The sequence below is a fragment of the Ethanoligenens sp. genome (genome assembly GCF_047718355.1).
Lineage (GTDB): Bacteria > Bacillota > Clostridia > Oscillospirales > Ethanoligenentaceae > Ethanoligenens.
This window is the reverse complement of the sequence record NZ_JBDNLG010000079.1, coordinates 1-14,322: the sequence shown is the minus strand read 5'-3', so window position 1 is coordinate 14,322 and position 14,322 is coordinate 1. Positions and strand designations below refer to the sequence as shown.

Here is a 14,322-nt window from a genome sequence, read left to right as displayed (position 1 = left end):
GTGTATAGCAGTATTATTGTATCCATTATTTTTTGCTTTTTCAATAGATAATCATAAAAATATAGGGAAAAACATTGTAAAATTTTGTTGACAGCCGTAAACGCATTTTGCGGTGCATTGCCCATCGTTTTTACATCTGCGCAAACAGGTCGGATTGGTTTAAGATAGGAGTTCCGGCAGCAGGCGAGCATATGGACGGAAAGCGCTGGGCAGCGCATACCGCTCCGCTATTTCTGCGGCGTTTGCCCAGATACTGCCCTCCACCGGCGTACAGGCACATGACAAAGCAAGGACACCTTTCATTCGCCATTCAATATGCGTAAAAATGTGTTTTCCATTGTCTAAAGCGCTTGGGGCAGCGTCTTCTATCCCCCACCCTGCCAGCACTGCGCTGATCTCTCCGGCTTCCAGCCAACCGGAAAGGTTGGGCAATTCCCACATGCCTGCCAGTAGCCCTTTATCTGTCCGGCGTCGCAGCAGCACTTTCTTTTCCGCCACCACTACAAAAACCGTGCGTTCCTCAATAACGCGCGGTTTTTTCGGCGACTTATACGGATACATCTGCGGACTGCCCTCTTTTTCAGCCGCGCAAAACACCCGCACAGGACAGATAGCACAGCGCGGAGCGGCATTTGGCAAGCAGACTGTGGCGCCCAATTCCATCATCGCCTGATTATAATCCCCGGGTCGATTCTGCGGCAGCAAACCGGCATCTGCCTGTTCAAACGCATGCTTGACCGGCGGCAGGGCAATGTCATCCCCGCAAGCAAGCAGGCGGGCCAAAACACGCAGTACATTTCCGTCTACCGCCGGCACAGGGATGCCAAATGCGATAGACGCGATCGCACCGGCGGTATAGGGCCCGATGCCCGGCAGCGCGAGCAGTTGTTCATAAGACTCCGGCAACTCGGTGCCTCCCCCTTGCACGACAGACTGCGCGGCTTTTTGCATATTGCGTACGCGGGAATAATAGCCCAGCCCTTCCCAAAGTTTCAGCAGCTGGTCTTCAGGCGCGCGTGCCAACGCAGGCAGGTTGGGCAGGGCGTGCAAAAAACATTCAAAATAGGGAATGACCGCTTCCACCCGCGTCTGCTGGAGCATAATTTCCGACACCCACACACGATAGGGTGCATGATCGATACGCCAAGGGAGCGCACGGGCATGTGTTTCATACCAGGAAAGCAACGGCTCGGACATGGAACGCAATTTTTCAATTTGGTCGCTGGCAAACATGGTATCGGGATTCTTTTTCAATGTTGGAAAGTCCTTTCGTGCCACAAATGATTCTATCATGCGATTTTTTATATGTGCATCGATGGTTCTACAGTGTGACAAGCGTTCCGTAAGTAAATCCATACAGGTAACAGGCTTCTACCGGGGCATGGAAAATCTGTTCCACCGCGCGCGCGTAAAGCGCAAGCTGCCCGGCGTATCGCGCGCGCAATGTTTCGGCATTCGCGTGGTCGGTTTTATAATCCAAAATATAATAACGCCCTTGCTCCAGAAACACAACATCTGCCATTCCCTGTAAAACAACCTGCGCGTCATTCTCATCCTCTTCGCGCGGTTTCCACCCATCATCCGGCAGTCCCATACCATCCAGTTCACCTGCGGATACTATCAGATTGAACCGCAGTTCTTTCCAAATCTGCTCGGCCTGCCGGATACGCGCATACAAAGGTGTTTCCAGAAATGCCATCACCCGACCGGCATCCACAGCTTCGCCCTCCTCAGGCAGCAAATGAGCGCCTTGTACCAATCGCCGCACTTCTACGGAGACATCATCGGCAGAATGGATACGCGCCAGATCGGCAAGCTGCATAAACGTATGCGTCGCCGTCCCCTTTTGTGCAGCGGAAAGCCCTCCCTGCACAAAAGACGGCCTGCGTGCGCCAAAATCCTGATGCAGTCCCTCTTCGGCGATTTCGGAGACCGCCAGTTTGGACGGCAAGTGCGTCAGCTGTTCATGTGGGTAGACAAACGCCACGCGTCGTTCAATCTCCGCCAGCAGCACGTCATCCACCGGCTGCGCCGGCATCTTCTGTCCGCCTGCTGGCGCTTTTGCCGCCCCCTCCGCGTCTGTAATGACCAGTTCCATGCGGTGTGCCGTGGGAAGTATCGGCAGTTCCTCCAGCCCCGCAAGACTGCGCAGACGTCCGCAGGATGGGTGCCGCAGCACGCACGCCAGCAGCCATGCGGCAAAATGCTGTGCCTGCATGGCTGCAAACGACGAAAGACCCTCTCCATCCGGCCGCATCAACCCGGCAGCCGATACAACTGCTTTTTCTGCGGAAGGTACCGTTGCCACGCAAATCAGCTTTTCTTTTGCCCGTGTCATCGCCACGTACAACACGCGCATTTCCTCCGCTATAGAACCGCGCTCCGTTTCGATGCGTACCACTTCGCGCGGCAGCGTTGTCACATGGCATGGGAGAGAAGGGTCGCGCAGATAGCTGCCAAACCCATATTCCGGATGGAATAAGGTGCCGCGGCGGCTGTCCTCACGGTTGAACCGCCGGCCGCAGCCTGCCACGATGCAGACCGGAAACTCCAGTCCTTTCGATTTGTGGATACTCATCACCCGCACGACATCCGCCTCCTCAGAGACAGTGGATGCGGGCGGTAAATCAGCGTCTTCCGCCACACGGTCGACAAAGCGCACAAAACCCGCCAGTCCGCGGAACCCCGCCGCTTCATAGCCGCGTGCATAGTCAAGCAGCAGACGCAGGTTTGCCCGCCGACCCTCCCCGCCCGGCATGGCGGTGCAGATATCAAGAAAGCCCGTGCGCTCATAGACCCGCAGAATCAACCGGTCAGACGGCAGCACAGCCGCCAACCGGCGCAACTCGTCCAACAATTCCACAAAAGCGGCGAACCGTCCGCCCTCCTTTTTGGCCTGTGCCATGGCGGCAAGGTATAGGCGGCCTTCGGGGTATTGCAGACGTAAACGTGCCATGTCGTCCGGCGAAAAGCTAAACACCGGCGACAGCATCACCGAAAGCAGCGGGATATCCTGCAACGGGTTATCCAGTACGCGCAGCAGCGAAAGCATGACTGCCACCTCGTAGGAACCAAGGTAGCCGCCCGCGATATCCGCATACGCGGGCAAGTTTTCTTCTTTCAGCGCGTCTACGTAGGCTTGCGCCAACCGGTTCGCCCCACGGAGCAGGATGCAAAAATCTCGGCATACCCCCGGACGCGGGCCATCTGTTCCCTGCACCGGATAATGCTCACGCAACATTTTTCCAATCAGCCGCGCCACGTGCCGCGCCTCCAGCACCGCGTTGTCATCGTTTTCATCGTACGCATCCGTTTCGATCAAATGCAGCGAAAAATCTGTCTCATCAGCGGGTTTCTCAAAATAAGTCGCGGCGGGAATCATTTTTTCCTCTTCGCCGTAATCAATCCCCCCCAGCTCACGGGACATAAGCTGCCCAAAGACAAAGTTCACAGCCTCCGCGACGCCCGCCCGGCTGCGGAAATTGCGGCCCAGCACGACGCGCGCGGGATATGTATGCCCGTTATACGGGGAAAACGTATCTTTTTTCTGAATGAACAGTTCGGGTGTTGCTTTGCGGAAGCGGTAGATGCTCTGCTTGACATCACCCACCATGAAGAGGTTTTGCTCGTCGCGGGAAACCGCACGGAAGATCGCGTCCTGCGCGGGGTTGACGTCTTGATATTCGTCCACCAGCACCTCCTCAAACTGTGCGGCTACCGCACGCGCGGCGGCTGTTGGGGCGCCGTCGTCCGCACGCAGCAGCTGAATGGCGAGACGCTCCAAATCGCTGAAATCAAGGATGCCTTTTTCGGTCTTTTTGGCATAGAAACGCCGGTCCAACTGCCGCACCACCGCAAATAGGCTTTCCGCCAGCGGGCGCAAGCGTTCCACATCCGCACAATATTCTGATTCAGAACAACAAAGAATGCCCTCGCAGAGCTTGGATATCTGCACCTTCACGCCATCGCGCACAGCCTTGAGGCGGTCGCGCAATGCGGTGTCATCTACTTTCCGCGCCACACCCAAACGATCATAAACCACACCCTGCACGGCGGCTACAAGACCATCCCAATCCTGTTCACCCGCCAGCGTACACGCCCGCTCCACCTGCGCCAGCAATGAGGCAAATGCACCGCCGTATGCCTTTTCCAGCGGCTCATAGCCCTGCATCGCCTGCATGGCGGCGCGCAACGCCCCTTGCGCATTTTCCAGAGAGGCAGATGCAAAATGCAGCGCTGCCTGCCCCCAGAGCGTATCGGCAAGCGGAACGTCTGTGCGATAAAGCGCCAATTTATCTCGCAGCCAACCGTCCGGATCGGGCAGCGAGCGCAGAAAATCAAACAAGCGCACAATGGTGTCGGCAAGCCCGGCATCGTCCCGCCCCGCGCCCAGCATTTCAGTCATCTGCGTAAACGCGCCGCCATCCGTATAAGCTTCCTCCAACAATTCGTCCAGTGTATCGTTCAGCATAACGCGTGCTTCGTTCTCGTCTGCAATGCGAAAATCCGGCGGAATGTCCAGCTTTTCAAAGTTCGCGCGCAGCAAATCCAAACAAAACGCGTGAATGGTGCTGATATGGGCGTGCTGTAACAAGATCTGCTGGCGGCGTAAGTTTGAGTCGGAGGGGCGCTCTTCCGAAAGTGTGTGCAATCGCGCAGCCAGCCGTGCGCGCATCTCCGCCGCCGCCGCGTTGGTAAAGGTGACCACCAACAGCCGGTCGGCGTCACACGGATGTTCGGGGTCCGTGATGCGTTCAATCACCCGTTCCACCAACACGGCGGTCTTGCCGCTGCCCGCCGCCGCCGAGACCAGCAGTGTACCCCCTCTTGCCTCAATCGCTTGTTTCTGTTCGTTTGTCCATTGCTTTTGCGCCACTGCTTTCCGCCTCCTCGATTGCTTTCCATACGTCAGCTTTCCCCATCTTGTCAATCCAGCGCTGTGGGTCGCCCTTTTCGTGCCCGCAAACGCCCGCGTAATCGCAATAGTCACACGGATGGTAAGCCGTTCCGCCGACTGGAACAGCGGCAATATCGCCCGCGCGCAACGTGGAAGCCATCTGGCGAAGCAAACGGTCCACATGTCGTTTGAGCACGCCGAACTGTGCCAGCGACGCGACGGCTGCGCGTGCGTCCGGTTCACCGGTACCCTGCTTGAGCTGTGCGGGAATAAACAATCCCCTGGCCTCGCGCTCCATGCCCCGGATGACCTCCGGCTCGTCCGTCACCATTCCGTTCATTTTGAGTTTACTGTCGGCGGCTTTCGTAATCTCCTCCCGTGCGGCTCCGTGCAGTGCCTCCACATCGGGACGCTTTGCCGGAAAATACAGCACGCCGGCAGGCAGCAATTCTTGCACATCATACCGCGCCCCCGCGTGGTCGCAGAGCGTGAATAAATAAATAAACATTTGCAGATTCAATCCATAAAGAACATCCGCAAATTGAAAATTTTGGGAACCTGTCTTGTAATCCACCACACGCAGGTATGCACGGCTGCCACGTTTTAGGATGTCCACGCGGTCCACTTTGCCTTCCACAGCAATTGCCCCGCCATCCGGCAATGGCAGCACTGACGGCGGCACTCCTCCATCAGTTCCGATAGGTAGTTCAAAGTCCACGGGAACGAACTGGCTCTGTGCGAATTCGGCGGCAAGGCGCTCGACCAGCACCAGCACGGTTCCCCGCAAACGTAGGAACAGATATTTGAAACGTTCGGGCTTATTTTCCAGCCCACCCAAATATCCATCCGCAAATGCGGCAAGCAACCGGTCGATTTCCGCTTCCAATTCCGCACGCGGAATGTCCGCCAGCTGTTCGTCAGCGTGTGCCTGCAACAGGTGTTCCAACACAAAATGGACAAGCGTCCCCACCTCCGGTGCGGCAAGTTCCGCCCTCCGGCGCGGCATGGCTTTCAATCCATAGCGGCAAAAATACAAAAACCGGCATTGCTCGTAGGCTTCCAGACGACTGGGACTAATGTGCATCCGTTCACCAAACAGTGCGCGGGCGGCAGCCCTATCAGTCAACCGCGCCGGACGTTTTTCTGCCGCCCGCTCCAATGCACGCAAGCGGGGCACATCCTGTGGCCAGTTTTCAAAACAGGCGCGCAGTGCAGCGGTCAAGCCGTCTGTCTGATGAAAACACGCGGCAAGCTGTCCAAAAGCCGATTGTGCGCTCCAAACGGCATCCAGCGGGTCGCCAGCAGCTGTGTCGTACAATTTTGCATTCGGAAAAATTGCCCGCACCTGCGCCAGATAAGGGGAGGGTTGAATGACCCGCCCTTTGGTATCGCTGCGGGGGTAGCAAAGATACAGTGCATGAGACGCACAAGTAAACGCCTGATATGCAATGAAGCGTTCCTCCACTAAACGTTCTTCCGCCGGTGGGGAGAGTTCTAACCCCATACGGATTAGCTTTTCACGTTCGCTGTCAGTCAACACGCCACCGTTTCCGGTTTTGGGAAAAACTCCTTCTGCAAGGCCAATAACAAAGACATATTTGGCATCCCCAGCCCGAATGCGCTCCGCGTCCCCTGCCGTCACCTGATCGAGTGTGGGCGGAATATGCGCCAACTCCGTGGAAGCTACCGCCAGCCGCAACATGCGCAGCAACTCCGGAACCGGCACGGCAGTTTCCCCCAGCACAGCCGCCATCTGCTCAAACATGCCAATCAATTTGTCCCAGACCTGCCGATATTCGTCCTCCAGTTCCTGCTCACCGCTTTTGGCAAACTGCGCGCAGGCTTCCGCCATCTGCTGTTCCACCTGCATATCCACCAAAAATGTGTACAACGCCTGCATTTGCACCGCGCCGCCCCCCAACTGAGACGACAGCTGTTCCACCGGTTCCAGCACCCGCAGGCGCAGACGGTTCAGCATCTCCAGTCGTGTATCGTCGGGCAGGGTCGTGTTGCCGAAACCGTCGGGGTGATCTGTCCATTCTTTCTGCCACGATAGAAGTCCTTGTACGTTCCAAGTATAAAGGTAATTCTCCAACTCCGCCGTCTCAATCGCGGTCAACCCTGCCAAGCCGGTCTTGAGGTAACGCAGCACGGCTTCCTGCCGAAAATTGCCCGCAATCAGGTCCAGCGCACCCAGTACAAACGCCATCAGCGGATGGGCGGACACATCGCGCGGTGCATCCAAAAACAAAGGGATGGCATATTTTTTGCATATCGGGTCAAGCACACCATAGTACAGCGGCAGACCGCGTGAAATCACCACCATCTCGCCATAACGCGCACCGCGTGTCTGCACCAAGCGCGCAATCTCTTGTGCCACAAACTGGGCCTCTTCATACAGGTTACCAGCTGAAACGATATGCAAGTCCGGTGTCGCATCGGCATACGGCGCCGAATCCTGACGAAACACGCGTTCTTCCAGTGCGGTGAGCGCAGCGGCAGCAAACCGACGGGGCGACCCCAGTAACAATGGCTTTGCCACTTCGACTTCCAACCGATGGGCAAGGCGCAGCAGCTCCCCCACTGTTTTTTTTACGGGTGAAAACAGTCCTATTCCCTGTTCCGTTTCGTTCAGGCTATCGGTACAAAACGTCATATATACTTCCGCACTCTGGCGCAAAATATGCCCAATCACCTTTTTCTGCGGTCCGGTAAACCCTTTGAACGCATCAAAGATCACCGTCTTGCCATCAAAAAAAGGACAGTCCGCCAACTTTTCCGCCAGACGAGCCAAATCATCCAGATTATCGGAAAACAGACGGGAGCAGAGCGCATCATAGGTTTGCATCAAAAGGGAAAGATCTTCTATTTTTCCGGAAAGCGCCGCATCTTCTGTTTTCTCAGCTGCTGCTGTGAGCGCATCGGCATCCACACCGCAGTGCTTGAGTTCAGATACGGCATCCACCATTGCTTTGGCGAATGCAGGACTTTCCGCCTGCCGTCTATAGACCTGCAACAAGTCACCGATCTGTTTGGCCGCCATACTCATTACAAGCACACGCCCGCAATCGTCGATTGCGCGGCCAGCCGCACCGCCGTAAAGGCCAAACACCCTCTGTGCCAGACGAGAAAAGCTAAGCACTTCCACATGCAGGCAGGCGGCGGGACCAGCCGTCTGAAGAAGCGCACGTTCCATCTCAAATGTGAATTGCTCTGGAACAATCAAAACCGCATTCTGCTTGTCCGCAACTGCCTCTGCGGCCTTTTCAAGTGCAAACCATGTTTTTCCGCTTCCCGCCCTGCCTAAAGCCAAACGCAGCATGTCATCACTCCCTCTGCTTTTGTTCTACACCAATGCCTGCAAAACAATATAAAAATACGCACACCGAAAACCGGTATGCGCATCAAAAATCAAACGATACAGAGCAAAGAATCTCTTTGCACAGCTATATCCAAATTAGTTATTGTCGTAGGAGTCCTCTTCATCGGTATCGTATCCGCTATCGCCGGTACCTTCTTCGGCAGCAGCTTCCCGCATGGAAAGACTGATCCGTTTGCGATCTTCTTCGATCTCAATGATCTTAACGCGGACTTCTTGTCCCATTTCCAATTCGTCCTGCGGTTTGGCCACATGATGATCGGCAATCTGGGAGATATGAATCAAACCATCCACGCCCGGAATAATCTGTGCGAACGCACCGAATGTCATGAAATTGACAATCTTAGCATCCACAATGTCGCCCACCTGATAATCACGGACGAACACATCCCACGGGTTCTCACCCTTATCCGCATAGGAAAGCGAAACCTTTTTGGTTTCTGGATTCAGATCCTTAATGGTCACATTGACGGTATCGCCAACATTCACCACTTCAGACGGATGGCGGATACGCGACCAAGAAAGCTCGGACACGTGGATCATGCCATCTACGCCGCCCAAATCGACAAATGCACCGTACGAGGTAAGGGATTTGACCTTGCCGGTATACTGCTTGCCAATCTCTGCTTCTTCCCAGAATTTTTCCGCCAGTTCTTTACGCTCGTCTTTAAGGACGGCGCGGATAGAGCCGACTGCACGCTTGCGACCGGTGTTGATCTCAATAATTTTCATACGCACGGGTTTATGCAGCAGCGTACCGAGGTCACCACTCCGGGGAATGCCGGACTGTGAAGCCGGGATAAACACTTTCACGCCGTTAACGGTAGCAAGCAGGCCGCCTTTAATGACTTCAATGACAGTGCCTTCGACGATTTTGTCCTCTTCAGAGGCGTCCACAATCTCGTCCCAGCTCTTCAGCGCATCGATGCGCCGTTTCGAGAGCATCACTGTGCCGTCCTGATCATTCACGCGCAACACCACGAGCTCTATTTCATCGCCGACGTTCATGATGTCCTCGGGCTTGACGGTGGAATCATCCGTCAGCTCCGACAGCGGAACATAACCGGCGTGTTTGGTTCCCAAATCCACCTGCACTTCGTTCGGCGAAAAGCCCACGACCACGCCGCGTACCCTTTCGTCAACATTCAGTGTCTTGAAAGATTGTTCAAGAGCCGCAGCAAAATCAATATCCTCCGGCTCCGCATTGTCCTCATTCTCATTGCTGTCGATATTATCAGTGTTCTCAATTCCTGTCATAGCGTTTAGAACCTCCTTTATTATGCAGGCCGGAGTTGAAGCTCCTGCCGTAACACCAATGCATTCAGCGTGGGCCAAAACCTCACGCGGCAACTCCGAAGCATCCTCTACCAGAAAAGACGGACAGTGCGCCGCGCAAAGTATTTGCAATTTTGCGGTGTTGGAACTCTTCCGCCCACCGACGATGACCATTGCATCCGCCTGTGAAGCAAGTTTTTCCGCTTCTTGCCGTCTGATTGATGTTGCACTACATATTGTATCAAAAATAATTGCGTTTGTATATACCCTTTTGATAAAATCCCGGCAGTTTGACCATTCTCTGGCATGAAAAGTCGTTTGTGCCACTGCGATAACCGGCATATCCCGAAGTTTCGGGTTTTCGGCGGTAGCCTTTTCCAGTTGTTGTATATTTTCAAAGACAACGGCATCCCGGCAATATCCTCGAATTCCAATGACTTCAGGGTGTGCTGAATCACCCGCAATGAGCGCGACCGCGCCCTTATCCGACGCTTCTTTTACCAGCTTGTGGATTTTGGCGACATATGGGCAGGTCGCATCCACTACTTCGAGGCCACGTGCCGCAGCTTCATCGTAAACGGCGCGCGGCACGCCATGGCTGCGGATGACCATCACCGCCCCGGAGGGCACTTCTGCGGGCGACTGCACCACCCGGGCGCCGCGTGCTTCCAGCGACTGCACAAATTGCGGGTTATGAATAAGCGGCCCAAGCGTGCAGACTGTATGCCCATCCGCCAGCAGCTGCTCCACCAGTTCCACCGCGCGCCGGACGCCAAAACAAAAGCCTGCCGAGGGGGAAAGAATCACATTCATGTCGATTTCTCCTCCAGCATCTGCAAAACCTTTTGACGCAGGTTTTCACAGGCGGCCGTATGGCTCTTTCTGTTTTCTTTTTCAAAGCCCAGCATCTCCGCCGTAACCGGATATCCAAACACCACCCGAACCTGCCGGAATGGCCAGACGCCCTTTCCCCGCACGATAGCCACAGGTATAATCGGCACCTTGGCCTGCGCAGCGAATCGCAGCGCGCCGGAATGAAAGCGCATCAGCCCCTTTTTATTTCGGTTGCGGTGCATTTCCGGAAACATGCCGAGCACATTTCCCCGTTTCAAGACGCGCAGCGATGTCTTGATAGCCTCTGTGTCGCCTTCCCCACGCCGGACAGGGAAAGCGCCAAGTGCCGTAATCAGCGGGCCGAGCAGCGGCACATGAAATAATTCGGCCTTTGCCATATAAAAAAGCTGTCGGGGAAAGGAGGACCCCAAAATAACCGGATCAAAATTAGAACGGTGGTTGGCACAAAGCACCAGCGGGCCATCCGGCACACGTTGTGCGCCTTCCACGCGCACCCCCAATAGGAAGCGAAATACAGGAGCCGCAAAGCGCATAGCGAACTCGTATAATGTCATACACGGTGCTCCTTTGCAATCGCGTAAAGCCGTTTCAAGGAGTCTTCCAATTCGTATCCGGTGGTGTCCACAATGATTGCGTCATCGGCAGCACGTAAAGGCGCAATAGGCCGTTCAGTATCCTGAGCATCCCGCTGCCGTACTTCATCGAGCACCTGCTCATACGCGATGTCCACACCTTTTTCCATCAATTCGGCATGACGGCGGCGCGCGCGGTCTTCCGGCGTGGCAGTCAGAAAAATCTTCAGCTGGGCATGGGGCAGCACCACCGTGCCAATGTCCCGCCCATCCATAACAATATCACGTTCGCTCGCCATATCTTTTTGCAGGTCAAGCAAAAACGCACGCACAGCGGGAATGGCGGACACCTGAGAAGCAGCCTTTGAGATTTCCGGCACACGGATGGCAAGGGACACATCCTCACCGCAAAGCAATACACGCTGTCCCTCAGGCGAGAGGGCCAACTCCAGCTGAATGGACGGCAGCAGCTTTTGCACACCGGCCGCATCTTGTGGGGAAATGCCGTGACGCACAGCAAATAAGCCCACCGCACGGTAGAGTGCGCCGGTATCGGCATAGACAAAACCCAGCTTGTCCGCCAACATGCGTGAAAGGGTACTTTTACCCGCGCCGGCGGGTCCATCAATGGCAATATTGAACATGGACGACCTCCTGTCGGCAAAACATTTACCAATATTTTGCCGGTGTGATTGGAATGCTGTCTGCATTACAGAAGCGATAATGATCTAAAGCGCTGCGGCAGTTATTTCCACGGAAATAGGCGTGCAGCAGATGAGATGGGCTATCAGATGGGTATTGCGCATTTAAACTGCCAAACCCGCTGCACGGCCGGTAGCAAAGGCGATTTGCAGATTATACCCTCCGGTATGGGCGTCAACATCCAGCAGCTCGCCCGCTATGTACAGCCCCCGTGTGCATTTGGAGGCCATGGTTTTCGGGTCGATCTCACGCACACGCACCCCGCCGGATGTGATAATCGCTTCTTCAATCGGGCGGAAAGCCTTAATCGTCAGCGGTAAAGCCTTCAGCACCATCCCCAGGGATTGGCGCTCTACGCGTGTGACCTGTGCGGTTTTCTTCGTGCCGTCTATATGGGCAAGCAACAGGCAGATAGGAATCAATCGTGTGGGCAATAAGGCGTGCAGCGCATTGGATAAGTTCTGTGCGGCAAAAGCCTCAAAATCCCGCTGCATACGTGCATCCAACTTTTCCGCTGAAAGCCCGGGTTTTAAGTCGATGAGCAACTGCCCTCCCTGCGGTTTACGCAAGTGCGAGCTGGCCGCCAGCACCAACGGACCCGAAACGCCGAAATGTGTAAACAACATCTCGCCCAGCTCACTGAAAATGGTTTTTCCATTTCCGGCAATGACGTTGAGTGTCACATTGCGCAGGGAAAGCCCCATCACGCGTGACGGCCACTCCTCCTCGGTCTCCATGGGCACTAATGAGGCAGTGGGCGGTACGATGGAATGGCCCGCCTGTTCCGCCAAATGATAGCCATCCCCGGTGGACCCAGTGGAGGGGTAGGACGCGCCGCCGGTACACAGGATGACCGCATCCGCCTGAATCTCCCGACCCGATTCCAGCCGTATGCCGGTCACGGTGCCGTCTCGCAGCAAAAGCGACTGCACCCGTCCCGTACACCGCTGTGCAGGCGCGGCAAAGAGAGCAAGGGCGTCCACGATCTCTACCGCCTTGTCCGAAACTGGAAAAACGCGCCTGCCGCGCTCGGTTTTCAGCGCAACGCCCATTCCCTCAAAAAAAGCCATGGTATCTGCCGGTGAGAACTGCGACAGTGCACTATACAAAAAACGCGGATTGACCGGCACATTGGCAAGAAAATCGTCCAACCCGCAGTTGTTGGTCACATTGCACCGGCCTTTGCCAGTGATCATCAATTTCCGGCCGGGGCGCGCATTACGCTCAACCAGTGTCACCGTATGCCGCTTGGCCGCAAACCCGGCCGCCATCATTCCGGCTGCACCGGCTCCCACTACCACAACACGCGCCATTATTTTTCCGCTCCCGGTTTTTCATACACGCCGTATTCGTCCCAAATGCGCTCCAATTCGTCAAATGTATGATAAACCTCATCCTGACGCTTCATGCCGACCGCTACAATAAGCGCATTGATCAGCGAAAGCGGCGCGACAAGAGAATCGACAAAGGACGCCATATCACTCTTCGCTAATAGGTTATAATTAGAGTAACGGTACAGCGGGGAAATGTGGCTGTCGGTGATGGAGATGACAGTCGCACCGCGTGAAGAAGCATATTGCATGGCTTTAACCGTGCGCGTGGAATAACGGGGAAAGCTCACGCCAATAACCGCATCTGCCTCGCCCACACGCAAAATCTGCTCAAACAGTTCGCTATCGCTCGCCGTATGTATTAAGGTCACGTTGTCGAGGATGAGATTGAAATAAAACCCGATAAAACTGGCCAAAGACGCCGAACTGCGCACGCCGAAGATATACACCTTGCGTGCATTTACAATCGAATCCACCGCATGGTTAAAATCATCGCGTGAAACGTCCGCCAGCGTCTTACGAATCTTTTCTATATCGGAATTAAACACTTTCTCCAGAATATCGCCATCGCCCAGCACGTCAGTGGATACTTCAATGCGCTGCACCGAAGTCAATTTATTGCGGATCATCTCCTGCAATGCTTTTTGCAGCTGGGGATACCCCTCATATCCCAATTCAGACGCAAAACGCACAACGGTCGATTCACTCACCCCGACGATATTGCCCAATTTGGACGCTGTCATAAATGCAGCTTTGTCGTAATGTTCTATGATATAACGCGCGATATATTTCTGCCCCTTGGAAAGTGTGGGGAACATGGTCTGTATCTGGTTTAGCAAGTCACGGCTCATTGGTTTACCCTCCTCATTCTATCTTATCCGCAGGGGAACAAAAAATCAAGTAAATTATGAGCCGTTTTTGCCAATTACAATCATTTTTTAGCAAACAGTTAAATTAGGCCAAAAATCCGTCTTTTATTCACGTACATTATTGAAATGAATCCCCCCTTATTTTACCATAGGCTTTTCACAGAGATTCACCTATAATCCGCATAGAAATCGCATATAGTAAGCACACAAGGATCGTCTTCCATCCATTCCAAGATTCTCCACCATGTCAGGCGTCTATAAAGTTGTTTCTTATACAAAGACACCGCCGCCCATATGATGCAGGTTATGCAAATCAAGATGCATTTGCCGCCATACCTGAACCGCCTCTTCCCTATCCGCGTGGCGCTCCATCCCCACGTAATTCCACAAAAAAAGGCAAATGATGCGCAGGATACTTTACTTATTATGGAAAATGTGGTAT

Annotated in this window: 8 protein-coding genes; all 8 read right to left on the bottom strand. The window is 54.6% G+C overall.

Annotated elements, in window-relative coordinates:
• Positions 1–159: 159 nt before the first annotated feature.
• The 8 genes from mutY to ABF463_RS11150 all read right to left on the bottom strand — a co-directional run bounded on the left by mutY (position 160) and on the right by ABF463_RS11150 (position 13,862).
• Positions 160–1,254, bottom strand: a complete 1,095-nt coding sequence (gene mutY, locus ABF463_RS11185) for an A/G-specific adenine glycosylase (protein WP_415533717.1) — start codon at positions 1,252–1,254, stop codon at positions 160–162.
• A 67-nt stretch (positions 1,255–1,321) separates the two neighbouring features.
• Entirely contained in the window at positions 1,322–4,876 is a 3,555-nt protein-coding gene (gene addA / locus ABF463_RS11180; protein WP_415533716.1) for a helicase-exonuclease AddAB subunit AddA, read from the bottom strand.
• Complete coding sequence (locus ABF463_RS11175; protein WP_415533715.1) at positions 4,833–8,219, bottom strand: PD-(D/E)XK nuclease family protein; 3,387 nt, start codon at positions 8,217–8,219, stop codon at positions 4,833–4,835. Before ABF463_RS11175 ends, addA begins: the two co-directional genes overlap by 44 nt.
• Before the next feature lie 135 nt (positions 8,220–8,354).
• Positions 8,355–10,364: a bifunctional 4-hydroxy-3-methylbut-2-enyl diphosphate reductase/30S ribosomal protein S1 gene (locus ABF463_RS11170; protein WP_415533714.1), complete on the bottom strand. Its 2,010-nt coding sequence runs from the start codon at positions 10,362–10,364 to the stop codon at positions 8,355–8,357.
• Entirely contained in the window at positions 10,361–10,960 is a 600-nt protein-coding gene (locus ABF463_RS11165) for a lysophospholipid acyltransferase family protein (protein ID WP_415533713.1), read from the bottom strand. Before ABF463_RS11165 ends, ABF463_RS11170 begins: the two co-directional genes overlap by 4 nt.
• Complete coding sequence (gene cmk / locus ABF463_RS11160; RefSeq protein ID WP_415533712.1) at positions 10,957–11,622, bottom strand: (d)CMP kinase; 666 nt, start codon at positions 11,620–11,622, stop codon at positions 10,957–10,959. The genes ABF463_RS11165 and cmk overlap by 4 nt, the downstream gene beginning before the upstream one ends.
• A gap of 162 nt (positions 11,623–11,784) precedes the next feature.
• Complete coding sequence (locus ABF463_RS11155) at positions 11,785–12,993, bottom strand: NAD(P)/FAD-dependent oxidoreductase (protein ID WP_415533711.1); 1,209 nt, start codon at positions 12,991–12,993, stop codon at positions 11,785–11,787.
• Positions 12,993–13,862: a MurR/RpiR family transcriptional regulator gene (locus tag ABF463_RS11150; RefSeq protein WP_415533710.1), complete on the bottom strand. Its 870-nt coding sequence runs from the start codon at positions 13,860–13,862 to the stop codon at positions 12,993–12,995. The genes ABF463_RS11155 and ABF463_RS11150 overlap by 1 nt, the downstream gene beginning before the upstream one ends.
• Between the last annotated feature and the right edge of the window lie 460 nt (positions 13,863–14,322).

Bases quoted from the DNA above. Each gene is read 5' to 3' on its own strand.
- ABF463_RS11150 (WP_415533710.1), bottom strand. From the start codon at position 13,862: ATGAGCCGTGACTTGCTAAACCAGATACAGACCATGTTCCCCACACTT.
- ABF463_RS11170 (WP_415533714.1), bottom strand. From the start codon at position 10,364: ATGAATGTGATTCTTTCCCCCTCGGCAGGCTTTTGTTTTGGCGTCCGG.
- ABF463_RS11155 (WP_415533711.1), bottom strand. From the start codon at position 12,993: ATGGCGCGTGTTGTGGTAGTGGGAGCCGGTGCAGCCGGAATGATGGCG.
- cmk (WP_415533712.1), bottom strand. From the start codon at position 11,622: ATGTTCAATATTGCCATTGATGGACCCGCCGGCGCGGGTAAAAGTACC.
- ABF463_RS11165 (WP_415533713.1), bottom strand. From the start codon at position 10,960: ATGACATTATACGAGTTCGCTATGCGCTTTGCGGCTCCTGTATTTCGC.
- ABF463_RS11175 (WP_415533715.1), bottom strand. From the start codon at position 8,219: ATGCTGCGTTTGGCTTTAGGCAGGGCGGGAAGCGGAAAAACATGGTTT.